Annotated in this window: 23 protein-coding genes and 1 pseudogene; 13 read left to right on the forward strand and 11 right to left on the reverse strand. The window is 63.2% G+C overall.

The genetic code is table 11. From position 1 onward, the window contains the following. Positions 1–100: 100 nt before the first annotated feature. A complete protein-coding gene (locus EJ071_RS16675) occupies positions 101–1,123 on the reverse strand; it encodes an extensin family protein (RefSeq protein WP_245460338.1) in 1,023 nt (340 codons plus the stop codon). Positions 1,124–1,316: 193 nt separating this feature from the next. Beyond that, a complete protein-coding gene (locus EJ071_RS16680; protein ID WP_126098820.1) occupies positions 1,317–1,742 on the reverse strand; it encodes a DUF3775 domain-containing protein in 426 nt (141 codons plus the stop codon). A gap of 181 nt (positions 1,743–1,923) precedes the next feature. Here EJ071_RS16680 and EJ071_RS16685 point away from each other — a divergent pair, with 181 nt between their 5' ends. Next, the gene (locus EJ071_RS16685) at positions 1,924–2,460 is read left to right on the forward strand and encodes a tetratricopeptide repeat protein (RefSeq protein WP_126098821.1); all 537 of its coding nucleotides are present in this window, start codon (positions 1,924–1,926) and stop codon (positions 2,458–2,460) included. Between the two features lie 270 nt (positions 2,461–2,730). After that, positions 2,731–3,204 (forward strand): transcription elongation factor GreA, encoded by a 474-nt coding sequence (gene greA / locus EJ071_RS16690; protein WP_126098822.1) that lies wholly within the window; start codon positions 2,731–2,733, stop codon positions 3,202–3,204. Positions 3,205–3,207: 3 nt separating this feature from the next. Here the strand turns inward: greA and waaC are convergent, their stop codons facing one another. Genes waaC through rfaD form a run of 3 tightly spaced genes read right to left on the reverse strand, consistent with a single transcriptional unit; the run spans position 3,208 to position 6,109 of the window. Next, positions 3,208–4,182 carry a lipopolysaccharide heptosyltransferase I gene (gene waaC, locus EJ071_RS16695; protein WP_126098823.1) on the reverse strand — a complete coding sequence of 325 codons (975 nt, stop codon included), beginning with the start codon at positions 4,180–4,182 and terminating at the stop codon, positions 3,208–3,210. Further along, the gene (gene waaF / locus EJ071_RS16700; protein ID WP_126098824.1) at positions 4,179–5,186 is read right to left on the reverse strand and encodes a lipopolysaccharide heptosyltransferase II; all 1,008 of its coding nucleotides are present in this window, start codon (positions 5,184–5,186) and stop codon (positions 4,179–4,181) included. Before waaF ends, waaC begins: the two co-directional genes overlap by 4 nt. After that, positions 5,159–6,109, reverse strand: coding sequence for an ADP-glyceromanno-heptose 6-epimerase (gene rfaD, locus EJ071_RS16705; protein WP_126098825.1), 951 nt, complete (start codon positions 6,107–6,109; stop codon positions 5,159–5,161). The genes waaF and rfaD overlap by 28 nt, the downstream gene beginning before the upstream one ends. A gap of 241 nt (positions 6,110–6,350) precedes the next feature. Between rfaD and EJ071_RS16710 the strand changes: the two genes are divergently transcribed. From EJ071_RS16710 to EJ071_RS16730, 5 genes are all read left to right on the forward strand, one after another. After that, positions 6,351–6,785 carry a thioesterase family protein gene (locus tag EJ071_RS16710; protein ID WP_126098826.1) on the forward strand — a complete coding sequence of 145 codons (435 nt, stop codon included), beginning with the start codon at positions 6,351–6,353 and terminating at the stop codon, positions 6,783–6,785. Positions 6,786–6,843: 58 nt separating this feature from the next. Beyond that, positions 6,844–7,476, forward strand: coding sequence for a LysE family translocator (locus EJ071_RS16715; RefSeq protein ID WP_126098827.1), 633 nt, complete (start codon positions 6,844–6,846; stop codon positions 7,474–7,476). A 149-nt stretch (positions 7,477–7,625) separates the two neighbouring features. Then, positions 7,626–9,116, forward strand: a complete 1,491-nt coding sequence (gene rfaE1, locus EJ071_RS16720) for a D-glycero-beta-D-manno-heptose-7-phosphate kinase (protein ID WP_126098828.1) — start codon at positions 7,626–7,628, stop codon at positions 9,114–9,116. A 7-nt stretch (positions 9,117–9,123) separates the two neighbouring features. Further along, complete coding sequence (locus EJ071_RS16725) at positions 9,124–9,696, forward strand: SIS domain-containing protein (protein ID WP_126098829.1); 573 nt, start codon at positions 9,124–9,126, stop codon at positions 9,694–9,696. Then, positions 9,689–10,321 (forward strand): HAD family hydrolase, encoded by a 633-nt coding sequence (locus tag EJ071_RS16730; RefSeq protein WP_126098830.1) that lies wholly within the window; start codon positions 9,689–9,691, stop codon positions 10,319–10,321. Before EJ071_RS16725 ends, EJ071_RS16730 begins: the two co-directional genes overlap by 8 nt. Before the next feature lie 72 nt (positions 10,322–10,393). Here the strand turns inward: EJ071_RS16730 and EJ071_RS16735 are convergent, their stop codons facing one another. Then, positions 10,394–10,870 carry an Lrp/AsnC family transcriptional regulator gene (locus EJ071_RS16735; protein WP_126098831.1) on the reverse strand — a complete coding sequence of 159 codons (477 nt, stop codon included), beginning with the start codon at positions 10,868–10,870 and terminating at the stop codon, positions 10,394–10,396. A 220-nt stretch (positions 10,871–11,090) separates the two neighbouring features. Here EJ071_RS16735 and trxB point away from each other — a divergent pair, with 220 nt between their 5' ends. Together trxB and EJ071_RS16745 are read left to right on the forward strand one after the other, a co-directional pair. Next, the gene (trxB, locus tag EJ071_RS16740) at positions 11,091–12,065 is read left to right on the forward strand and encodes a thioredoxin-disulfide reductase (protein WP_126098832.1); all 975 of its coding nucleotides are present in this window, start codon (positions 11,091–11,093) and stop codon (positions 12,063–12,065) included. A gap of 72 nt (positions 12,066–12,137) precedes the next feature. Next, entirely contained in the window at positions 12,138–13,034 is an 897-nt protein-coding gene (locus tag EJ071_RS16745) for a LysR family transcriptional regulator (protein ID WP_126098833.1), read from the forward strand. A gap of 20 nt (positions 13,035–13,054) precedes the next feature. Here the strand turns inward: EJ071_RS16745 and EJ071_RS16750 are convergent, their stop codons facing one another. From EJ071_RS16750 to EJ071_RS16760, 3 genes are all read right to left on the reverse strand, one after another. Further along, entirely contained in the window at positions 13,055–13,552 is a 498-nt protein-coding gene (locus EJ071_RS16750; RefSeq protein ID WP_126098834.1) for an isoprenylcysteine carboxylmethyltransferase family protein, read from the reverse strand. 668 nt (positions 13,553–14,220) lie between these two features. Then, positions 14,221–16,272, reverse strand: coding sequence for an elongation factor G (locus EJ071_RS16755; protein WP_126098835.1), 2,052 nt, complete (start codon positions 16,270–16,272; stop codon positions 14,221–14,223). 255 nt (positions 16,273–16,527) lie between these two features. Beyond that, positions 16,528–18,057, reverse strand: coding sequence for an EAL domain-containing protein (locus tag EJ071_RS16760; protein ID WP_126098836.1), 1,530 nt, complete (start codon positions 18,055–18,057; stop codon positions 16,528–16,530). Between the two features lie 297 nt (positions 18,058–18,354). On the opposite strand from EJ071_RS16760, the gene EJ071_RS16765 reads away from it, so the two are divergent. Beyond that, the gene (locus EJ071_RS16765; RefSeq protein ID WP_126098837.1) at positions 18,355–18,750 is read left to right on the forward strand and encodes a cupin domain-containing protein; all 396 of its coding nucleotides are present in this window, start codon (positions 18,355–18,357) and stop codon (positions 18,748–18,750) included. A gap of 54 nt (positions 18,751–18,804) precedes the next feature. Here EJ071_RS16765 and EJ071_RS16770 read toward each other — a convergent pair. Together EJ071_RS16770 and EJ071_RS16775 are read right to left on the reverse strand one after the other, a co-directional pair. Then, positions 18,805–20,146 (reverse strand): annotated as a pseudogene (locus EJ071_RS16770) (IS3 family transposase). 82 nt (positions 20,147–20,228) lie between these two features. After that, complete coding sequence (locus tag EJ071_RS16775) at positions 20,229–21,431, reverse strand: pyridoxal phosphate-dependent aminotransferase (protein WP_126098838.1); 1,203 nt, start codon at positions 21,429–21,431, stop codon at positions 20,229–20,231. A 205-nt stretch (positions 21,432–21,636) separates the two neighbouring features. Here EJ071_RS16775 and EJ071_RS16780 point away from each other — a divergent pair, with 205 nt between their 5' ends. The 3 genes from EJ071_RS16780 to EJ071_RS16790 all read left to right on the forward strand — a co-directional run bounded on the left by EJ071_RS16780 (position 21,637) and on the right by EJ071_RS16790 (position 24,105). Beyond that, positions 21,637–22,536, forward strand: a complete 900-nt coding sequence (locus EJ071_RS16780; RefSeq protein WP_126098839.1) for an EAL domain-containing protein — start codon at positions 21,637–21,639, stop codon at positions 22,534–22,536. Continuing rightward, on the forward strand, positions 22,533–23,408 hold the full coding sequence (locus EJ071_RS16785) for an EAL domain-containing protein (protein WP_126098840.1): 876 nt from the start codon (positions 22,533–22,535) through the stop codon (positions 23,406–23,408). Before EJ071_RS16780 ends, EJ071_RS16785 begins: the two co-directional genes overlap by 4 nt. Positions 23,409–23,496: 88 nt before the next feature. Continuing rightward, a complete protein-coding gene (locus tag EJ071_RS16790) occupies positions 23,497–24,105 on the forward strand; it encodes a glutathione S-transferase family protein (RefSeq protein WP_126098841.1) in 609 nt (202 codons plus the stop codon). Positions 24,106–24,265: the final 160 nt, after the last annotated feature.

Raw genomic sequence — 24,265 nt, forward strand, 5'->3', positions numbered from 1 at the left:
GTCCCCGGATGGCACAAGTCTAGTCGGCAAGAGTAAAGGAAAGATCAGCGCCGGCATTCACGCCTGGGGCCGAATTGCGGCAGCTGTTCTTCGCATCCACTCATTGGCAGAACGTTCCGCCGTTCCGTCTCGGCTCGAGATCGAAGTGGAAGTGCAGTGCATGGTCGGGGTCGCTGCCGGGGCCTAGCACGGTCTTGAACGGCCCACAGGCGGCTTTGCGCACCGTATTCAGGAACTTTCCGTCCTTTTCGGGCGGCGCGGGGCCGATGCCGATCGTCCTGCCGTCCGACAGGGTGAAGGAGGCGATGTCCAACGCATTGCCGAAGGCGTGTTCCGACAGCTTGCCGCCGCCGTGGCGCGGACGGCAGACATAGGCAGATGCCTGGTTGATCACCTTGAGATCGGCGCCGAATTCGGCCTTCACGGCCGGCCGGACGACATCCGCGGCAAAGCGCGCCGCGGCCTCGGCCATTCGGCAGTTGAGCTCGGTGCCGGAACCGATGCTGATCGATTTTCCAAGCGTTTTCAGGATGATGGGGTAGGGGATCGAGCAGCCGATCTCAGCATCGTGCTCAGCCTTGTGTTCCTCGAATTCGACGCCGAGCGCCTTCAGCCGCTCGCGACAGGCAACCTCCTCTTCCGGCATCTTGTCGGCGGGCAGTTCAGCGGAACGCGGATCGGGCATCATCTTGTTGTCGTCGATATCAACCGGTTTTTCCGGTGGCTTCGGTGCGACAGCGGGCGGTTCAACCTCCGGTTCCGCGGTGTCGGGTCTTTGTGTCGGAATCGGCACCGCGGCCGGTGGCTCAGGTTCGTTTTCCATTTCAGTTGACGGCCCGGGGGACGAAGGCTCGGGACGAGACTTTTCTTGATTGAGCCGGTTGGATGCGTCAGCGGGCTTTGGACCTGTAGCCTTCTGCTCTTTCATCGTTGTTGCGTCGGCCTTTGGCGCTTCCGTCGGGCGTGGCTCTGGCACCGGAACATCGGCGGGTGAGGTCGGCTGGTCCTGCGTTTGCTGTTGCGTCTGCTTTGGCATGATATGCCGTTTGCCCCGTGGCCCCACGCGGAGCCTGCTCCTCGGCCTCAGGGGCTGATCGGCCCGCTGCGTCAATGGCTGCTCCACACGCGGTGTCAGCGGCTGCCTATGACGATGCTTGGCATCGGCCGGCGTGATCAGCAAGGCCGCCGCCGCCAAGGGCAGCGCCAGTCTGCAAAATCCGGAAAAGCTCAGCGTTGCCATCGGCCGGAAACGGCGCCGACAAGGCAAGGTTGCCTCGGAGGTGGTAACGTTGCGATCAAAAACGATTACCGGCCCGTTACGCGCCGATCGCCTCGAGACCGTCCTCCAGCCAGTCGGCGAGTTGCGGCAGGCCGAGCAGGTATTTGGCAGTGCGCTTGTTGGCGCGCTCGCGCGCCGCGGCCACCGCGTCGATCCACTCGGAAGCGTCGTAGTCGCCACGACCGATCCAGGCCAGCGCGACCAGCTCGGCCGCTTCATCGACATTGAGATCGTTGATCAGCTCGCGGAACTCCTCCTCGGTGAGATCTTCCGAGGCCTCTTCGACAAGGCCGTCATGATGATGGCTGTCGTGCCTGTCGCCGTCGAACTCGACCTCGTGCTCGGCACCGTCGTCATAATCCTCGTTGACGGCGGCGCTCAGCGCCTTGGCCTTGAGGATAAACAGGCGCACCGTGTCCGGGTCGATGGAAAGCTCCCATTCCTGTTCGAGGCGCTGCTGCACTGGCCTTTCTCCTCGTCGTGCGCTCGACTGATGATAGCGGATTTGCGGCCCGCGTCACGTCCGTTCGCAAGGAACGGAAATGCGCCCGGACGTCCAAATAGTTCGGCTGCCGGCGGCTTTTCGGGATGAAACGGCGCAGAGGCGGCGTTAATCTGCCATTGTCACGCTCACGGAGGTTTCGATGCGCAGACGTTTGCTAATCCAGGTCATAGCTATTGCTGCACTGCCGCTGTTCGCGGCGCCGGCATTCACCGCCGGTGAAGGCGGTAGTAGCGGCGGCCAGACAACCAGCCAATGCAAGAAGGGCCAGGTCTGGGACAAGAAGAAGAAGAAATGCGTAACGCCGCAATATGGCATGCTGGATGACGACAGCATCTACGAAGCTGGCCACGATCTGGCGATGGCCGGGCGCTATGACGAGGCGATCTCGGTGCTGACTTTAGCCGCCAACAAGCAGGATCCGCGCATCCTCAACTATCTCGGCTATTCACATCGCCATTCCGGCCGCGTCACGGTCGGCCTCGGCTATTACGAGGAAGCGCTGCGCATCGACCCGAACTACACGCTGGTGCGCGAGTATCTCGGCGAGGCGCATCTGCAGATCGGCGATCTTGCCGGCGCGCAACAGCAGTTGATGGAGATCGAGAAGCGGACCGGCAAGGGCTCGCGCGAATACGGCATGCTGTCAGAGCAGATCGATCATTTCCTGAGGAGCTGATTTCGACCACCGGCTTCTCAAACCGGCTGCGAGCACTCGCAGCCGGTTTCTCGCTGCTGCCGCATTCACCGCCAGGCGATCAAGCGAAAGCAGTGATCATTTTGCCGAACTTCATTTTTGGGCGTGAAAATCGCGGGAAGATCGCTATATTCGGGGAAATTGTGGTGAGACGGTTCCGTTAGCCCGAGGCTGCCGGACCGTTTTCTTTTTGTACCCGTTGACAAGGCTGCTCCCGAAAAGCGGGGGTGGCGGCAGGAAAGGTCAGGCATCATGATCAAGGTTCCGATGACAGGCGAGGGGTTCGCGTCATTGAAGGAAGAGCTGCGTTGGCGCCAGCAGGAAGAGCGTCCACGCATCATCGAGGCGATCTCCGAAGCCCGCTCGCATGGCGACCTGTCTGAAAATGCCGAATACCACGCCGCCAAAGAATCGCAGAGCCACAATGAGGGCCGCGTCAACGAACTCGAAGACCTGATCGCGCGCGCCGAGGTGATCGACGTCACGAAGCTGAGCGGCGACAAGGTGAAGTTCGGCGCGACCGTCGTTTTGGTCGACGAGGACACCGAAGAAAAGAAGACCTATCAGATCGTCGGCGACCAGGAGGCGGACGTGAAGTCCGGCCGTATCTCGATCTCCTCGCCGATCGCGCGCGCGCTGATCGGCAAGGAGGTCGGCGACGCCATCGAGGTCAACGCCCCCGGCGGCGCCCGCGGCTACGAGATCGTCCAGGTCCAGTTCATTTAAGGCCTAGGCCGGCGCTTCCGATCTCAGCGCCAGAAGCCGTTCAGCCTCCTCCATCACCTCGGCCGGCGTGACCTTACCGCCGGCAGGCGCCAATAAGGTCGACGAGAACGGTCCGCGCGGGCCGGTCAGACCCGGCTCCGTTGCCAGGAAGATGGCGACGGTCGGCAGGCCGAAGGCGCTGGCGAGGTGTGTGAGGCCGGTGTCGGCGCCGATGACGAGCGTCGAGCGACCGAGAATTGCGGCAATCTCGCCCAGCGGCGATTTCGGAACCAGCACAGTCTTTGGCACGGCCGCGGCAATGGCTTCCGCCACAGCCCTTTCCGCTCCATTCGACCAGGTGACCACGGGCGTGAATTGCCTGGACACCAATTGGCGCGCGGTCTCGATCCAGTCATCTGCCGGCCATTTCTTGTCCTCGCGACTGGTGCCGTGCAGCAGGAAGGCAAGCTTGCCTTCAGGAACGGAAAGGTTGCCTGCCGGCGCGACAATCCCGGAACCAATGCGCGAAAGATCGGGCTCGTAGCCGAGCGCCTGTCCGAACAGCCGCCGTGTGCGTTCAATGGCGTGTAGATCGCGGGATACGGCATATTTGCGGTCGTAAAACAGCGTCGCTGAGGGCTCGCGGGCGCTCGAACGGTCAAAGCCGGCGATCGGTGCGCCAGCCTGTTTGGCGACCACGGCCGACTTCAGCAGGCCTTGGGCATCGATGACCAGGTCATAGCGGGCGCCGCGCAGCGCGTGGCGGAGGCCAGTCATTTCGCGCCATGTGTCGCCGTCGAACGGTTTCTTGCGCCAGCGCCGGATCGCCACCTTCTGGATGGACTTTATCGCCGGATGCAAGGCGACGATGCCGGCGAAGGCCTCTTCCACACACCAGTCGAAGCTCATGTCCGGGCGATTGCGCAGCGCATCCTCGACAGCCGGGAACGTATGGATGACATCACCCATCGACGATGTCTTGACGATCAGCACCTTCATGCGGCCGCGGGAACCTTAAGCAACCGGTCGGCCGCGGCAGCCACCCTCGCGACATCGAGCGTTTTCAGGCAGTTGAGATGGCCGAGCGGGCAGACCTTGCTGTGGCAGGGCGAGCAGGAAAGATGCAGCCAGATCAACTCGGAGCGATCGGTCAGCGGCGGCGTGTTCTCGGGCGAGGTCGAGCCGTAGACGGCGACGATCGGCGTGCCGACGGCGGCCGCGACATGCATCAGCCCGCTGTCGTTCGACACTGCAAGCTTCGACGCGGCGATCAGGTCGATGGCGTCCTCCAGCTTCGTCCTGCCGGCAAGATCGATGGCGCCTGGTGCCAGCCTTGCGATCTCGCCGGTGACTTCGGCGTCGTTCTTCGAGCCGAGCAGGGCGACACTCAGGCCCTTTGCCATCAATCCACGGGCAAGCTCGGCATAGTGTTCGCTCGGCCAGCGTTTTGCCGGGCCGAATTCGGCGCCCGGCATCAAGGCGACGAACTGCTTCGCGTCGAGCCCGAACCGAGCCAGCAGATCCGCCTGGTTGGCCGCATCGACGGTAAGTTTCGGCGGCCGAAACGTGCCGCCGCGCGCCAGGCCGAAATAGGCCCGCGCGGTGCGCCGCTTGAGAGCGTCGGGCAAAGGAACGATGTCGGTCAAAAGGCCGTAGCGCATTTCGCGCAAATTGCCGACGCGGCGCGGAATGCGGGCAAAGAACGGGATCAGCGCCGATTTCCAACTTCCCGGCAGCACATAGGCCATGTCGTAGCGGCCGCGCAGCAGGCGGCCGAAGCGCCTACGGCTGCGGAATTCAAGCGCGCCGGGCATCAGCGGAAAATCGATCTGACAGCGTATTTCGGGCATGCGCTTGACGAGCGGCGCTGCCCAGGCAGGCGCCAACACGTCGATCGCGGCATTCGGATGCTTTTCCTTCAGCGCCGCGAACAGGCACTGGGCCATCACCATGTCGCCCACCCAGCGTGGGCCGATCACGAGGATCGTTGGGCTTTCAGCCATTGGACATAGTCTCTGACGCCGGTTTCCACGGTCCGGAATTGGCCATTGTAGCCGGCCGCGCGCAAGCGGGACATATCAGCCTGCGTAAAACTCTGGTAGCTGCCCTTGAGATGGTCGGGGAAGGGGATGAACTCGATCTCACCCTTGCCAAGCGTGTCGATCACCGTTTCGGCAATGGCGCGGAACGGCTGCGCGCGGCCGGTGCCGCAGTTGAATATGCCGCTCGAGCCGCGCTTCCACAGCCACAGATTGACCTCGGCGACATCGCCGACATGGATGAAGTCGCGGCTTTGCTCGCCCGGGCCGAAGTCGCCGTAAGCACCGAACAGCTTCGGATTTTCGCCTCGCTCCACCTGGTTGAACAGATGGAAAGCGACCGAGGCCATGGCGCCCTTATGCGACTCGCGCGGCCCGTAAACATTGAAATAGCGCAGGCCGGCAACCTGCGAGTGATCGGTATCGAAGACGTTGCGGCGGACGTAGTCGTCGAACAGCTTCTTCGAATAAGCATAGACGTTGAGCGGCCGCTCGAATTCCGGCTCCTCGCGGAACTCGCTGCCACCGCCATAGACCGAGGCCGAGGAGGCATAGAGGAAGGGCACGCGCAGTCCGAGGCAGGCATGCAAAAGCCGCTTCGAATAGGCGTAGTTCACCTCCATCATGAACTTGCCATCCCATTCGGTGGTGGTCGAGCAGGCGCCCTGGTGGAAGACGGCCTCGATGCGACCGAGCCCGCCATCCTCGAGGCGGGCCAGAAATTCGTCCTTGTCGAGATAGTCGGCGATGTGGAGGTCGGCCAGGTTGGCGATCTTGTGGCCGTCGGTGAGATCGTCGACGACGACGATGTCGTCATGCCCCTCGGCATTGAGCGCGGCGACGATGTTGGAGCCGATCATGCCGGCGCCGCCCGTGACGATGATCATGAAGGCCTCTGGTTTCGCTTATCGATTCCGGCCCTTATAGGGGAGGCTGGCAGGAGTGTCGATAAAGCTCGCCGTCACGGACCCATCGGCTACGACGAATGTAGGGATGGATCGGCAGAACGGCTCGCGAGATAAGCTCTGCCGCGCGCCGAACGGTACTTCCTTCAGTTGAAGCGAGCTATGGTGCCTTCGAGCGCCGCGGCAAGAGCCGTCGGTGTGCGTTCCCTGCCTTGGTGCAACCATGACATCCGATTTAAAGCCAGGTCTTCGCCTTCTTCAAACACTGCAGGTCGACGACTCCCTGACGGTTCCGGCCATGACGCCGGCCTTTGCGAGCTTCGGCGACATGCCACCAGTTTTCGCCACCGCCTTCATGGTCGGCTTCATCGAATGGGCATGCGTCGAGGCATTGCGTCCGTTCCTGCGCAGCCACGAGAGAACCGTCGGCACCCATATCGACATCAGCCATGTCGCCGCCACGCCCGTCGGCATGACGGTCACCGCCGATGTCGAGCTTGTCGCAGTGGAGGGGCGAAAGCTGCGTTTCAAAGTGTCGTGCAGCGATGAGAACGGACTGATCGGGGAAGGTTTCCACGAGCGCGCGGTCATCGATCATGACAAGTTCATGGCGCGCGTTCTGGCCAAATCAGGGCAGACCGGTTCCTCGCCACAGTGAGGCCGCAAAGCTCCCGCTTCAGTCGGCTCCGCCACGCGGCGTATCGTGAGGGATCAAGATGCCGTCGACCGAACTGCTTATCGCCTTCTTCGCCACCACGGCGATCTTTGCCTACATTCCCGGTCCGGCCATGCTCTATGCGGCAGCGCAGACCATGGCGCGCGGGCGCTGGTCGGGGCTCACCGCTGCTCTCGGCATCCACCTCGGCGGCTATGTGCATGTTCTTGCCGCCGCGACCGGCCTGTCCGTGCTGTTCCACGCCGTGCCGCCGCTTTACCTGGCCGTCAAACTCGTCGGCGCGCTCTACCTGATCTGGCTCGGCGTCTCGCTGTTCCGCGCCAAGACGCAAGGAGACGGAACGCTCCCGGTCATCGAGCGAAAATCGGCCCGTCGCGCCTTTTTCGAGAGCATCACGGTCGAGGTGCTCAATCCCAAGACCGCCATCTTCTTCATGGCGTTCCTGCCGCAGTTCATCGATGCCTCGGCGACCTTTCCGGTTTGGCTGCAGTTCGTGGTGCTGGGAACCATCGTCAACCTGATGTTTTCGTCGGCCGACATCGTTTGCGTCTTCCTGGCCGGCGCGATGATTGCGCGGCTGCGGCGCTCGGGCCGCGCGCAGCGCCTGATGCAGCGCGCGGGTGGCGCCGTGCTTGTCGGTCTCGGCGTCCATGTCGCCCTGCAAAAGAGCTGATCCGTCCGCCGGCCTTGGCCGTGCGCGTCCCGGCCTGCCGTTGCGCTGGCCAGAATTGCGGTATATCGGCATCGCGAAGAATGACGGGCGCCGGAATTCCGGTGCTGCAACCCTGATCAAGAACCGCCCTTCAGGCGCGTGCCAGTGAGATGATCGAGCACCATCTGCCTTCCCCGGAACCCCTGCATCGCGCCATCGCCCGCTTCGGCGACGTCACCGTGCTGGTGGTCGGCGACTTCATTCTCGACCGCTTCGTCAGCGGCGTCATCGAGCGGATCTCGCCGGAGGCGCCGATCCCGGTGCTGCACGGAAGGGGCGAGATGCTGGCCACGGGCGGAGCCGGCAATGTCGTCTCCAACATCGTCTCGCTGGGCGGCGCCGCGATCCCGGTGTCTGTGATCGGGGCAGACCAGGCCGGCGACAACCTCATGCGCATGCTCGGCGATCTCGGCGCCGATACCGACGGCCTCTTGCAGCAGAACGGCCGCATGACCTCGTCGAAGAGCCGCTTCAGCGCGCTCAACCAGCAGGTGCTGCGTTTCGACGAGGAAGAGATCAAGCCGCTCACCGCCGTAGAGCGGGCGAAGCTCATCGACCATTTCCAGGCAGCACTCGCGCGGGCCGACATCGTCATCCTGTCCGACTACGGCAAGGGCATCCTGCTCGACGGCGTCGCCGGTGAGCTCATCGCGATCTGCCGCGATGCCGGAAAGCCGGTGCTGGTCGACCCGAAGGGTCGGGACTATGCGCGCTATGCCGGGGCGACGGCGGTCACGCCCAATCGCAAGGAGCTTGGCGAAGCGGTTGGACGCGCGGTGTTTGGCGACGAGGAGATCGTCGCTGCGGCGCGCGACCTGATCGCCGCGCATGACTTCGAGTTCATCGTCGCCACACGCAGTGAAAAGGGCATGAGCGTCGTCACCGCCGAGGATGCCCGCCACATCTCGACGCAAGCGCGCGAAGTGTTCGATGTGTCCGGCGCCGGCGATACGGTCATCGCGACCTTCGCGCTGTCACTGGCCGCCGGCGCCGATCGCGTGCAGGCCGCTACAATCGCCAATGCCGCCGGCGGCGTCGTGGTCGGCAAGCGCGGCACGGCGCGGCTGACCGTCGAGGAGCTCTCCGGCGCGCTGTTCCGCTCGCATGGGCCTGTCGTCCACCAGGACGCCATTCTGGACGCCAACGCGGCGGCCAGGATGGTGGCGGCGTGGAAGGAGGAGGGGCTGTCGGTCGGCTTCACCAATGGCTGCTTCGATATCCTGCATGCCGGCCATGTCAGCCTGCTGCACGCCGCGCGCAGCCAGTGCGACCGGCTGGTGCTCGGCCTCAACAGCGATGCCTCGGTCCGCCGGCTGAAAGGTCCCGGACGCCCGGTCAACGACCAGCATGACCGCGCCTGCGTGCTCGCGGCGCTTGCCTCGGTCGACGCCGTCGTCGTCTTCGAGGAAGACACGCCGCTCAAGCTGATCGAGGCGCTCAAGCCCGATATCCTGGTCAAGGGGGCCGACTACACGATCGAGACCGTGGTCGGCGCCGATTTGGTCCAGAAGGCAGGCGGCCGCGTGGTGCTGGTCGATCTCGTCGCCGGCAAGAGCACGACCAACACCATCGGCAAGTTGCGCGCCGGCGGCACGAATTGAGGGTTTCATGTCCGAGCTGAACGACTATCTGGCCCGCTCCGCGGCGGCGATCTCGGCGATGGTCGAGCGCGACCTCACCGGCGAGATGGAACGCGCTGTCAGCACGGTCGTTGCGGCGCTTTCGCAAGGCAAGGCGCTGCTGATCTGCGGCAATGGCGGCTCGGCGAGCGATGCCATCCACATCGCCGGCGAACTGGTCGGCCGCTTCCTCAAGGAGCGCAAGGCCTACAATGTCATCGCGTTGCCGGCCAATGCGGCGGTGCTGACCGCCTGGGGCAACGACTACGGCTTCGACACCGTGTTCTCGCGCCAGGTCGAGGCGCACGGATCGGAAGGCGCGGTATTGCTTGCCATCTCCACCAGCGGCAATTCGCCGAGCATCCTTGCCGCCGCCGAGCAGGCGCGGGCCATGGGCATGACGGTGATCAGCCTGACCGGCGACAGCGGCGGCAAGCTCAAGCCGCTGACAGACATCCTGCTCAACGTGCCGTCGACCTCGACGCCGATCATCCAGCAGGGGCATCTGTGCCTTTACCACCATCTTTGCGAGGCGGTGGAAGCGCGTCTCAGCAATGGCTGAAGACAAAGTATCCTATCCGCTTGTCGAGCCCGGTTTGTGGGTCGAGCGGATCGGCGCCAGGTCGTTTCCGGCGGGCCGGCCGGCGTTGTTCCTCGATCGCGACGGCACGATCAATGTCGACACGGACTATCCGAGCGATCCGGCGGAGATCGTGCTCAGGCCGCAGATGCTGCCGGTCATCGAGACAGCTAACCGGGTCGGCATTCCAGTCGTCATCGTCACCAACCAGTCCGGCATTGCGCGCGGCTATTTCGGCTGGGAGGCGTTCGCGGCCGTCAATCAGAGGGTGCTCGACCTGCTTGCGGAGAGGAATGCCGTCGTCGATATGGTGCTTGCCTGCGGCTATCACGAGAAAGGCTCGGGTCCGCTGGCGGTCGCCGACCATCCGATGCGCAAGCCCAATCCAGGCATGCTGATGGAGGCGGCGCGTCGCCTCGGTGTCGACCTGAAACGCTCGCTGATCGTCGGCGACAAGCCCGCCGATATGGAAGCGGGCGAGCGCGCCGGCCTCGAGCGTGGCTGGCTTGTCGATGGCGAGGCCTCGACGATGGACGGGCTCGCGGTTGTGCCGTTGCGCGACGCGCGCGATCTCGACGGCCTGCTGGCCGCGATACGGTCGCTCTGATCGCATCCTGATTCAACGTCGAGTGCCAGGTTGCTGGCTTTCCAGCGCTTTTATGGGAAGCCGGCGTGGTGATCAGCTCGGAAAAGCCACCAGCCCTTCGTCCTTGACGCGGCGGATGGTTAGCGCCGTCCTCACGGTGTCGACATTCGGCGCCGAAGCGAGCTCCTCGATGACGAAGGTCTGGAAGGTGCCGAGGTCGCTCGCCACGCAGTGCAGCAGGAAATCGGACTCGCCCGACACCATCCAGGCGTCGCGGACGATCGGCCAGCCCCGCGTGCGCTCGGCGAAAGTCTTCAGCTCGGCATCGGCCTGATGGTGCAGGCCGATCAGGCAGAAGGCGACGACGTCCATGCCGAGCGCCGGCGCATTGAGGAGGGCGCGGTAGCCGCGGATGATGCCGGCCTCTTCCAGCCGCCTGACGCGGCGCAGGCAAGGCGGCGCCGAGATGCCGACCCGGTTGGACAGCTCGACATTGGTCATGCGGCCGTCGCTCTGCAGCTCGCGCAGGATCTTCCAGTCGATGGCGTCGAGATCGGCTTTGAGCGGCATGATCGGCTTTCGCGCAAGAATCTTTCGCGATTTTGTAATTAGGTTTCGCGCGGGAGGCCATCCCTTTGCAATGATTTTTCTGCTCGGGGTCGCGATATGGCCCCATATGCATGTGAGGCAGCTTTCCGGGGACGAAGGCCAAGCTGCCTTGCTGGCTTGGCGGGCAACACTTACATTACCGGCAACTAGCCACGGCTTCGCGCCGCAGGGGACTTTTTTCATGAACACCAAACATGCGCCCGTTCTCATCATCGGCTCAGGCCCGGCCGGCTACACGGCGGCGATCTATGCCGCCCGCGCCATGCTGAAGCCGATGCTCGTCGCTGGTCTGCAGCAGGGCGGCCAGCTGATGATCACCACCGATGTCGAAAACTATCCGGGCTTTGCCGATCCGATCCAGGGTCCCTGGCTGATGGAGCAAATGGCGAAGCAGGCCGAGCATGTCGGCACGGACATCGTCAACGACATCATCACCGAGGTCGACCTCAATGTGCGGCCATTCCGCGCTACCGGCGATTCCGGCACCGTCTACACCGCGGATGCCTTGATCATCGCCACCGGCGCGCAGGCCAAGTGGCTGGGCATCCCATCGGAGCAGACCTTCATGGGCTTCGGCGTATCGGCCTGCGCCACTTGTGACGGCTTCTTCTATCGCGGCAAGGATGTCGCGGTGGTCGGCGGCGGCAATTCGGCGGTCGAGGAGGCGCTCTATCTCGCCAACCTCGCCAAGAGCGTCACCGTCATCCACCGGCGCGGCGATTTCCGCGCCGAGCGCATCCTGCGCGAGCGGCTGTTCAAGAAGGACAATGTCCGCGTCATCTGGGATACCGTCGTCGACGAGATCACCGGGCAGCCGGGCAAGGCGCCGCTGCCGCCTTCGGTCGAGGGTTTGAAGATGCGCAACGTGGCGACCGGAGAAGTGTCGCGGCTGAAAGTCGATGGCGTCTTCGTCGCGATCGGCCACGCGCCGGCGGTCGAGCTCTTCGCCGGCAAGCTCAAGCAGAAGCCGAACGGCTATCTGTGGACAGCGCCGGATTCGACCCGCACCGACGTGCCCGGCGTATTTGCCGCCGGCGATGTCACCGACGATGTCTACCGGCAGGCGGTGACGGCGGCGGGGCTCGGTTGCATGGCTGCGCTCGAGGCGGAAAAATATCTGGCGGGGATCGAAGTCCACCGCGAAGCGGCGGAATAATCGATCGGCTGAAGAACGCCGTTTAAAAGCCTGATTTTTCATTCAGACGCCAAAGGCAACGCGAGGGGAATCATGGCGCTGGACTGGGACAAGCTACGCGTGTTTCACGCTGCGGCGGAGGCTGGGTCGTTCACCCATGCCGCCGAGACGCTGCATCTGTCGCAATCGGCGATCTCGCGGCAGGTCAGCGCGCTGGAGCATGACGTCGGCGTGGCGCTGTTCCATCGCCACGCGCGCGGCCTCGTGCTGACCGAGCAGGGCGAGATGCTGTTCCGCACGGCGCATGACGTGCTGATGAAGCTGGAGACAATCAAGTCGCGGCTGACCGAAACCAAGGACCGCCCCTCCGGCGTGCTGAGGGTGACGACCACGGTGGGGCTGGGCGCCGGCTGGCTGACCGAGCGGGTGCAGGAATTCATAGAGCTCTATCCCGAGATCAGCCTGCAGCTGATCCTCGCCAACGAGGAACTCGACCTCACCATGCGCCAGGCCGATTGCGCCATTCGGCTGCGGCAGCCGCAGCAGCCGGATCTCATCCAGCGCCGGCTGTTCACCGTGCATTTCCATCTCTACGCGGCACCCTCCTATGTGGCGAAGTTCGGCAAGCCGGCCTCGATCGCCGAGCTCAGGAACCATCGCATCGTCACCTTCGGCGTGCCGGTGCCCTCGCATCTGTCGGAACTGAACTGGCTGGAGACGGTCGGCGATTTCGAGGGCGGCCAAAGGGTGCCGACGCTGCAGATCAACGACATCCTGTCGATCAAGCGCGCAGTTCAGGGCGGCGCCGGCATCGCCATGCTGCCGGACTACGTCATCAGCAAGGACTCGAACTTGGTGCAGTTGCTGCCCGAGACCGAGGTGCCGTCCTTCGACACCTATTTCGCCTATCCGGACGCGATGAAGAACCAGGCGAAGCTGCATGTATTCCGCGATTTCATCATCGCGAAGGCGCGCAGCTGGTCGTTCTGAAACGCGGCCGGGCGCGATTGCTATCCGCGCCAGGGTGTGATGCGCGGCAACCAGCAGGGAACGGCGCGGCGGTAGGTTTCGTACTCTGCGCCATAGCGGCGGGCGAGTGTCGGCTCCTCGTAGACTTTGACGAAGGAGATCATCGCTGCCGCAGCTATCAGGCCGTAGACGAACACCGCTCCGCTCGAAAAGATGAGCACCTGGCCGAGGATGATCGATAGCACCGCGACATACATGGGGTTACGCACGTGGCGATAGATGCCGCCGACGACCAGTTTCTCGGTCGGAGCCACGGGAGCGGGCGTGCCAAGTCCCTCAAAGGCGAAGCGGGCGAAGGCGTGAACCAGGATCCCTGCCGCCCCGGCCACAAGGATCCAGCCTACGGGCACGAAACCGGGCACGGTGGACAGCGGCATGCGATAATGGTCGGTCAGCAGCCAGGGTATCAGCCCTGCAACCACGCCGGGTGCAGCAACGAGGAATAGCGCGCTGCCGGCGATTGCCGAAAAAGTTCGCATCAGTCCCTCCTGCCGCAAAAGTAAACGCAGCCTGCCCGAATCCGCATCATTTTGATTTCACGCGTTTTACGGGGCAGAATCGGACCTGATTTGCATATCAGCAATCGCTTTCACGCTGGAAAGGCACACGATTCGGCGATTTTTTCTGGTCCTATCGGTTCTTGGGACGGGTTGGACCACAGCCTGCGTCTTTTTGCATGCGTGTGTTGCAAAATAGATGCTTGTTTCTTGGGCATGATGAGCACATATATAGTTCATCTCCAGGGCGCGTTCTCCTCCCATTAGCGCCCTCGAGTGTTCCCCTCTGGAGGTTAGCCCTAATCGGCACTTCCAATCAAACTCAGCCGGATCTTTATTGATCCGGCTTTTTTGTTGCGCCGAGATCACGGCGAGGCCGGAAATGCGTGAGCGAAAGCCACGTAACAGTGACATGTAACATCGGGTAACATGTCGCGGACGCACTCTATCGATTAAGTAGATGATAGGACGCGGTTGGTCCGTTCGGGAGATGGGGGCATCACTCGGACAGGCCGGGCTCAGGCAGCTACCGCGTCCGAACCATTTCCTGATGCGGCGGACCTGCCGTTGCCTCCCAGGAAGACGGTCCGCAATAAGAAACGGCGTCCGGATGATCCGGGCGCCGTTTTTCATTCCTCAGCCAAAATCAGTCATGCAGCCTTGCCGTTGGCGTTCATCGCCTCGTCGGCCAGGCGCCCCGTCAGCTCGGCCATATGGTCGAAGCCGGCCTTGTAGCTGGCGACGCCCGCCGTCGCCGAACGCAACTCGATGATCAGGTCGCCGATCTCGGCCTGGGGCATGGTCGCCTCGACCACGTCCCAGCCGGGCCAGTCGGGCCGCGCGTCATAGCCAAGAATCTGGCCGCGCCGCTGCGGGATCAACGCGATGATCTTCGAGGTTGCATCGGATGGCGTGACGATTTCGACCTTCATGATCGGCTCCAGCAGAACCGGCGAACAGGCCGCCATGCCTTCTTTCATCGCCAGCTTTGCCGCCATCTGGAAGGCCATGTCGGAGGAGTCGACCGCATGGTAGGAGCCGTCCGATAGGTTGACGGCGACATCCACCACGGGGAAGCCGAGTGGACCGGTCTTCAGATAGTCGCGGATGCCCGTCTCCACCGACTGGATGTAGGTCTTGGGCACGACCCCGCCGGTGATGGTGTCGGTGAATTGGAAGCCCGAGCCGCGGGGCAGCGGCTTGATCTCGATCACCACGTCGCCGAATTGGCCGTGGCCGCCCGACTGCTTCTTGTGGCGGCCGCGCTGCTGCGCGGATTTGCGGATCGTCTCGCGATAAGGCACCGCCGGCGAATGGCCTTCGATCGGGATCTGGTTCTTGCCCTCCAGGCGCTCGCGCACAACGCGCAGGTGCATTTCGCCGTGCCCCGACAACACGGTTTCCGCGGAGTCCTGGTTGTGGTGCAGGTTGAGCGAGGGGTCTTCCTCGGCAAGCCTCTGGATAGCCGCCGACATCTTGACCTCGTCCTTGCGTTCCTTGGGCCGCAGCGCGAAGGCAAACACCGGCTGCGGCGGCTCCAGCGTGAACAGCGGCTTGATGCCGCCCTTGGCCGAACTCAGCGTCTGGCCAGTCCTGACGTTGTCGAGCTTGCCGAGCGCGACGGTGTCGCCAGCCATGGCGGACGGCAGCTTCAGCTGATCCTTGCCCAGCATCTTGTAAATGCCGGAGACCTTGGTCGTGTCGCCGTTGGAGAGGAAAAGCTCGGCCGCATCGGCCAATTGGCCGGAAAGCACGCGCGACACCGACAGCTTGCCGCCATGCGCCGTGTGGATAGTCTTCATCACCTGCACGACCGTCTGGCTGCCGTCCGGTACACTCAGGCGCTTGCGGGTCGCCTCGACATCCGGCGCATCGTGGCGGATCGTCTTCAACAGGCGCAGCACGCCATTGCCCTTCTCCGCCGTGCCGATCAGCACCGGCGTCACCGTGCCGGCCCGGAGGTCGGCGGCAAGGTCATCGAAGATCGCATCTTTCGGCGGCTCGATCTCCTCCAGGAGCTGTTCCATCAGCTGGTCGTCATGGTCGGCCAACGTCTCCAGCATCGAGAAGCGCGCCTCGAGCTCGCGCGCCTTGTCGTCGTCGGGAATCTCGGCGACCTGGCTTTCGGCGTATTCGCGGTACACATAGGCGCGCTCCAGCGCGAGATCGATCGAGCCGATGACGACGCCGTCCTTGCGCAGTGGGATCTGGCGCAAGAGCAGCGGCGCGGAACTCGCCGGCTGCAGCATCTTGAGCGTCTCGCGAACGCCGGCGATCGCCTTGTCCACCTTGTTGAGGAACAGGATGCGCGGCACGCCGAGATCGTCGAGCTTGCGCATGATGAGTTGCAGCGCGGGAATCTTCTTTTCATCCGCTTCGGCCACGACCACGGCGACATCGCAGGCGGCAAGCACCGGCTCGGCCTCGAAGGCGAATTCGATGGAACCGGGACAATCGACGAAGGTGAACTGCTCGCCCATGAACTCCGTGGTGGCAAAGGTCGCCTCGACGCTCATGGCGTGGGCGCGGGCCTCCGACGAGTGATCGGAAACGGTGTTGCCCGATGAGACGGGATTCTGGCGGGGGATGGCGCCCGTGCGGGCGAGGATTGCTTCGAGAAGTGTCGTCTTACCGCTTGCGAAGGGACCGACTATGGCAATGCATTTCGGTCCCGTGCGTCGTCCTCCGGCGCGAGTACCCATGGCTGACCTCCACTCAGGCGTTTCCCAAGAGAGCGATCAGCAAAAAGTGGAAACCGGTTTTTGCGTCCGATCGCACTCTGTGAAGAGCGGCGGCCGGCCTGTTCGGCCGTCGCGGGCGGGGTGTTGCTCACCACCTGCCCAAGGCCATCGTCACACGGGTTCGCGGAGAGGGCAAGAAAAATAGGGAGTGCGCCGGCTTCGGTCTTGCCACGCGCCCGGTTTGCCAGGCGCTCATCCTGTCAGGCGCCCATCTTGTCAGGCGCTAAGGGCCAGCGGCTCGCCATCGGCTGCACAAAGGGCGCTCGTCTTATCGCGCGGCGCAGGCTTGCCGAAGAAATAACCCTGGAAGCGGCCGCAACCGGCCGTGCGGGCGAGGGTGAACTCCTCCGAGGTTTCGACGCCTTCAGCGACGATGGTGATATCCTGGATGCGCGCTATCTGGGCGAGCGCCGAAACAAAGATCTGCGCCACCTGGTCGTGAGCGAGGCTGCGGATGTAGGAGCGGTCGATCTTGACGCTGTCGATGGGCAAGGTTTTTAGATAGTTGAAGCCGCAATGACCGGTGCCGAAGTCGTCGAGCGCGATATGGAAGCCGAGCCCGCGCAGCGCTTCCAGGCGCCTGAGGATTTCCGGCGTCGCGGCGGTCGCGACCGTCTCGGTGATCTCGATGATGAAGGAAGATGCCGACCGGCCGGTCTCGCGCATGACGCGCTCGCACATCGTCACGATCTCGTCGCGCTTCAACTGCTCGCCCGAGACGTTGATAGAAATGCGTCGCCCCGGAAAGTGGCCGATATCGGCGCAGGCGCGCTTGAAGACCCACTCGCCGATCATGTCGATGAGGGTCGAGCGCTCGGCGATCGGGATGAATTCGGCCGGCGAGATCAGGCCGCGGACGGGATGGCGCCAGCGGATCAGGCCCTCGAGCGCGTCGATGGAGCCCTCTGTGCCGACGATCGGCTGATAGTGGAGCTCCAGTTCGCCAAGATAGACGGCGGCGCGCAGTTCACGCTCGACCAGGCGGCGATAACGCTTGTCCGAGAGCATCTCTTCATCGAAGACCGTGACGCGGCCCCGGCCTGCCGCCTTGCTTTCATAAAGCGCCAGGTCGGCAAGCAACATCAGTTCCGTGGAGTTTGAGGCGTGCAACGGCGCCAGCGCAACTCCCAACGAGATCGACAGCGGAATGATCTTGCCTTCGTGCCGCTTTCCGGCCCGCATCGCGTCGAGCAGCCGGCGCGCGTCCTTGCTGATAGCGGCCGCGTCGCCATGCGGGACGATGACGCCGAACTCGTCTCCGCCCAGCCGTCCGATAATGCCGTCGGCAAAGATGCGCTCCGCCTCCTTGACCAGATAGGCCAGCGCCAGGTCGCCGAACTGGTGGCCGAAGGTGTCGTTGAGCTGCTTGAAATGATCGAGGTCGATCAAAAGCAGACTCGCCTGCCGCCGGTTGCGCAAGGTGCCCAGCCTGTCGCTCAACGCTTCGAGGAAATAGCGTCGGGTCATGGCGCCGGTCATTGCGTCGATGCCGAGAAAACGGTGCTTCTCAGCCTCAGCGTCCGCCGCCGACTGCAGGCGCTGGACGACGCTCGAACGCATATACATCAGCACAAGGAGCGCCAGGCTGGTCGCCATCACCGACATGGCGAGGGCCGTGGCGCGGGACGCGTCTTCGGACAGGCCAAAGGCGGCGATCGCCGTAGCGGCGATGCTAACCACAAGCAGCGCCTGGATGCCGCGGTAAATCCTCCCGCTATGATCCTTGATTGTCGCCAAGATGCTCATGTCCGCGCCCCCACAGCACGGCCATGGCTAGAGTCCAGCCGTTAAAAAGACATTGAGCATGTCAGTTGCCTGCTCCATTTCCCGCTCTCTGACTCGGCGCCTCGTTTTTATGGTTAAAAAGCAACGATTTATGACAGTATTTTGAATGACTAACAAAATGACTTGAGGCAGCGCCAAGCATGCTTCGATGCTCTCACCATCGGCAGTCGGAAAGACCGGTTGCACTGGCCCCGTGCCGGGATGAAACTAGGCGCGAGATGCCGCACTCGCGGTTCGGTTCGATTGAGGATGTGAACGATGAAGATCATTGCCTGCGGCAGCGTGCCGACAATCATCGCGCCCGAAAAGTATTTCACCGGCAAGGTGTTGCAGACGCCGATCATCGAGAAGGAGGCGCCGGCGCGGCTCAGGGCGACGCTGGTCAGCTTCGAACCGGGCGCCCGCACCCATTGGCACACACACCCGCTCGGCCAGACACTCTATGTCACGTCAGGGGCCGGGCTTGCGCAGACATGGGGCGGGCCGATCGAGGTGATCAGGGCCGGCGACGTCATCTCCTTCGCGCCGGGCGAAAAGCACTGGCACGGCGCCGGACCGAAAACCACGATGACGCATCTCGCCATGCAAGAGGCGCTGGACGGCAGCCACGCCGATTGGCTCGAGGCAGTCTCCGACGAGCAGTATGGCGGCTGAAACGCCCAACAAAAAAACCCGGTGCGGTGAACTGACCCCGTAAAGTTGGACGGTTCATTGAGCTGGTGGATTTAAGGGCTGGGTCCTGTATTGCACAGGGGCCAGCCCTTTCAGTTTCAGTTTGATGCGGCGGTGGTTGTAATAGTCGATGTAGCCCTTGATGGCCGTATCGAGGCTTTGGACAGTGTCGAACCTTTCCGGATGGAAGAGCTCGGACTTGAGTGTGGCGAAGAAGCTCTCCATCGGTGCGTTGTCGAGGCAATTGCCTTTGCGTGACATGCTCTGTGCAAGGCCTCTGGCCTCCAGCCTGCGCTGGAATGCCGACATCTGGTATTGCCATCCCTGATCGGAATGCAGGATCGGCCGCTCGTCCTCGTTGAGCCGGGCGAAGGCTTTGGTCAGCATGTTGTCCACCAGTTTGAAGCGCGACCGGCGCGCCGTCTCGAAGGCGACGATCTCGCCATTGTAGAGATCCATGATGGGAGACAGGTAGAGCTTGTCGCCGGCCACGCTGAACTCCGTCACGTCGGTCACCCATTTGCGGTTGGCGCGGTCGGCGCCGAACTTGCGCTGAAAGAGATCGGGAGCGGTCCGCCCGATCTCGCCCCTGTAGGAACGATACTTCTTCGGCCTGACCAGTGACTTCAATCCCATCCCGGCCATCAGGCTCTGGACGGTCTTATGGTTGACGCATTGGCCCAACTGGCGCAGTTGCGCGGTCACCCGGCGATAGCCATAGCGGCCCTTGTGGCTGTCGAAGATGGCCTTGATCGCCTCCTTCAGCGCCGCATGACGGTCCGGGCGCGAGGCCGCCTTTTGCCTGTAATAGAACGTGCTGCGCGGCAGCTTCGCCAGGTCGAGCAGGCCCTTAAGCGGATAAAACGGCCTTAACGCTTGGACGGCTTGCGCTTTTTGGGCGCATGTTCCTGCGTTAAGGCCTTCAGTTTTTTTTAGGTAGGCGTTCTCCATCCGCAACTGCTTCAACTCGGCCAGCAATTCTTCGCGGCTTTTGGCCTCGTCACTGGCTGCAACAGGCACCGCAGGGGCCGGCGGCTTTGACATGGGTCGTCCTCTGGGGCGGGGGCCGAGCGCCTCTATCCCACCCGCATGATAGTGCTTCTCCCAGCCCGTCAGGCAACCGGAATTGCGGATATTGAACAGCGTCGCCGTCTGGCGATGCGACAGACCGTCCTTCCACATCCGCTCGAGCACCGACAGCTTGAACGCCACATCGTAACGACAGCCCGGCATCGCCATGCGCCTGGTACAAAGCAACCCACTTGCGCACAGTCGCCGCGTCAACTCCACGCTTAGACGCCGCACTCGCGTAGCTTTCATCCCCGCACAAATAGCTATCGACAACCGAGCGCTTGAAACGCGCACTGTGTTTGGACATGCAAAACCCCCGAAGGTTGTGTCCAACTTTCGGGGGTCAGTTCACGGAGCCGGGTTTTCTCATTGGCTGGCGGCGTTGCCGGTCAGGTCAGCGACGCGGTGAAGCGCTGGATGCGGGTGCAGGCTTCCTCCAGCAGCGCGTCCGACGTCGCGTAGGAAATGCGGAAGTTCGGTCCGAGGCCGAAGGCCGAGCCGAATACCACCGCCACACCCTCGGCGTCGAGCAGCTCCGAGCAGAAGGCCTCGTCGCTGTCGATGACCTTGCCGGCCTTGGTCTTCTTGCCGATCAATTGCGCGCAGGACGGATAGACATAGAAGGCGCCTTCCGGCGACGGACAAGTGATGCCGCGCGCCTGGTTGAGCATCGACACGACGAGGTCGCGCCGGCCCTGGAAGATCGCCTTGTTCTTCGCGATGAAATCCTGCGGGCCGTTGAGCGCCTCGACGGAAGCCCATTGGGCGATGGTGCAGGCGCCCGAGGTCTGCTGGCCCTGGATCATGTCCATCGCCTTGATCAGCGCCACCGGCCCGGCGGCGTAGCCGATGCGCCAGCCGGTCATGGCATAGGCTTTCGACACGCCGTTCATGGTCAGCGTGCGCTCGTAGAGGCTCGGCTCGACCTCGGCGATGGTCTTGAAGACGAAATCGCCATAGGACAGGTGCTCGTACATGTCGTCGGTCAGCGTCCAGACATGCGGGTGCCTAAGCAGGACGTCGGCCAGCGCGCGCAGTTCGGCCTCCGTGTAGGCGGCGCCAGATGGGTTCGACGGCGAGTTCATCAGCAGCCATTTCGTCTTCGGCGTGATCGCCTTTTCCAGCACCTCCGCCGTCAACTTGAAGCCGTTGTCGATCGAGGTGTCGGTAAAAACGGACGTGCCGCCGCAGATCGCCACCATTTCCGGGTAGCTCACCCAATAGGGGCGCGGGATGATGACCTCGTCGCCGGGGTTCAGTGTCGCCATGAAGGCGTTGAACAGGATCTGCTTGCCGCCGGTGCCGACGATGGTCTGCTCCGGCCGGTAGTCGAGATTGTTCTCGCGCTTGAACTTCTTGGCGATCGCCTCGCGCAGCGGTGCGATGCCGGAAACTGGCGGATACTTGGTCTCGCCGCGACGGATCGCGTCGATCGCCGCGTTCTTGATGTTGTCGGGCGTGTCGAAGTCCGGCTCGCCGGCGCCGAGGCCGATGACGTCACGGCCGGCATTTTTCAGCTCGCGCGCTTTCTGCGTCACCGCGATGGTCGCGGAAGGCTTCACGCGGGAAAGGGCGTCGGCAAGAAAGGCCATGACAGAGCGTCTCCAAGAGAATGGCGCGGCCAGGAGCGGCCGCGGCGCCTCTCATGTCGCATCATCGGCCCTAGCGCAAGCATTGTCGGATGATCCAGAGGTCAAGGGGGCGTGAGCGGCAATTATAATTTCATCAACGACCGGTAAACCCTTGGCTGGCAGGATCGCAGATCGAATTCCGCCGGTTTGGCGGAGCGAGGGACCTTTGTCGCGCAGCATCGGGCTTGCCCATATCATCCGTCATGATGACGGCACCTCCACCGGTGTCTGGGGCATCTACACGCTGCAAAGCGCCTTCCAGCCGATCTTCGCCTTCAACGAAGGCAAGCTTTCGGTTGCCGCCTTCGAGGGCCTGATCCGGCCGTTCCGCGACGGCGAGCCGCAATCGCCGGGAGCTTTTTTCGGCACTTGCCCTGCGGGCGACCGGCTGCATATCGAGGCGCTGACCAGGACGCTGCATCTTCTGAATGCCGGCGCCTGTCTGCCGGAAGAGGCATCCATCTTCGTCAATTTCGATCCGTCGGTGTTCACCGACCGCGCCATTGCCGACAAGGCGCTGCGCGACATGCGCCTGGTGCTGCACGAGGCCGGAATCGATCCTCGCCGCATCGTCTGCGAGGTCACAGAGCAGAAGTCGGCTTCGCAGGAGACGCTCTACAGCTTTGTCGAAGCGCTGCGCGCCAACGGCTTCCACATCGCCGTCGACGACTACGGCGCCGACGATTCCGACATCAACCGCATCAAGGAGTTGAAGCCGGACATCGTCAAGTTCGACGCCCACTGGATTACGCAGCTCATGGAGTCCGGGGCCGGATTTGCGCTGCTGACCGCGATGGTGAAGAGCTTCGAAAGCCAGGGCATCCGCACGGTTTTCGAAGGCATCGAGGAAGGCTGGCAGCTCGAGCTCGCCGAGAAGTCCGGGGCTTCGATGGTACAAGGCTATGTGCTCGCCCGGCCGGAACTCGCCCCGACCAGTTTTCGCGTTTTCGGCAAGAGCGTGCAGGTGCCCACGGCCGAGGAGAGCAGGGCCACGGTCGCTGCCAGTCCCGCTCCGGTGCCGCCGTCGCGGCCGGCGAGGGCCTTTGGGCGCAAGGTGACGCCATGATTGTGCGGCCCGACAGGCGGCGCCCCGAAAGGCGGCGAAACGTCGCCGAGGCGATCTTCGCCGACGAGATCGGCATCCAGTTCGGCGTCTATGGCGAGTTCAGGCTGTGGAGCGCCTATCAGCCGATCTTCGCGCCGCGGGGCGGGACGCTCAAACCTGTCGCCGTCGAAGCGTTGATCGAGCCGCGCCGCGTCGCAACGCCCGTTGCACCACAGGTTTTCTTCGACAGCGTCGCGGCATCGGACCGGCTGTTCGTTGAGACGATGTGCCGGATGCTGCATCTCGGCAATTACCGCAACATCGGCGTCGATGGGCTCACGCTGTTCTTCAACTACGACCCGATGATCAACGATCACCTCGGGCGGGCGCTGGCCGAGATACGCCTTATGACCAGGCGCCTCGGCGATTTCGGCCTTGAGCCGGCCATGCTGGTCTGCGAGATCACCGAGCAGGCGGCCGACGACTATGTGCTCGCGAGCCTCGTGCGCGAGATGAGACGTGACGGCATCCGCATCGCCGTCGACGATTTCGGCACCGGACATTCGACCGAAGCGCGCATCGGCCTGCTGTCGCCCGACATCGTCAAGATCGACGGCGGCTGGTTCGCCGAGTTCTGCCGTCATGCCGCCGCCGAACGATTCTTCCGGCCGCTGGTCTCGATGCTGCACGACCGCGGCGCCAAGGTGCTGGTCGAAGGCATCGAGCAGGCCACGCATCTGCGGGTCGCGCTGGACGGTGGCGTCGACCTCCTGCAAGGATATCATCTTGCCCGCCCGGCGCTCGCCGGCACGATCTTCAACGAAGAGCCGCTCTCGATCGACGCGCTGCTTGGCATGGACAACAAGGTCGTGCCTTTGCATCAGCGCCGCTGATGTTTTCACCCAAAAACAAATCACTGGATGAGACCTGCGCAGGCGCGTTAGAGGCTTCTCGATCGCTCAACGCACGAAGAGAGGGGCCATGATACTTTATGACATGATCGACAGCGGCAATTGCTACAAGCCACGTCTGTTGATGGCAAAGCTCGGCATTCCCTTCACCCGTATCGAGGTGAGCTCGCATACCGGCGAGACGCGCAAGGCCGACTATGTCGCCAAGAACCCGAACGCGATGGTGCCGCTGCTCGAGCTCGACGATGGCCGGCGTATCGCCGAATCCAACGCCATCCTGCTCTATCTCGCCGAAGGCACGCGCTTCCTGCCGGCCGACAGATATGAGCGGGGACTGGCCTATCAGTGGCTGTTCTTCGAGCAATACAGCCACGAGCCCTATATCGCGGTGCGCAAGGCGCTGCTCACATTTCCGGAGAGGGCGAAGGACGCCACGCCGGAACGATTGGCGCAGACGCTGGAGCGCGGCAACAAGGCGCTCGGCGTGATGAACAGGCATCTGGAACAGAACGCGTTCTTCGCAGGCAGCGCCTACAGCGTCGCCGACATCGCGCTCTATGCTTATACCCACACGGCGGAGAAGGGCGGCTTCCAACTCGACGCCTATCCGGCGGTGGTGGAGTGGCTGAAGCGGGTGGAGGCGGACAAGGGGCACGTGCCGCTGGACTGGCAGCCTTGAGACATGCCACGCCGGCAAATTGGCGAAAGCTTCGATGAGAGCGTCCTTCTCCCCGTCTCTATACGGGGAGAAGATGGCGGCAGCCAGATGAGGGGCGGCGTCGGCCACTCGCGTTGATTTTTGTCTGGATTCCGGCGGAGCAAACGAAGCTTATCCCGAA

It is taken from the genome of Mesorhizobium sp. M1B.F.Ca.ET.045.04.1.1, from assembly GCF_003952465.1.
Taxonomy (GTDB): domain Bacteria; phylum Pseudomonadota; class Alphaproteobacteria; order Rhizobiales; family Rhizobiaceae; genus Mesorhizobium; species Mesorhizobium shonense.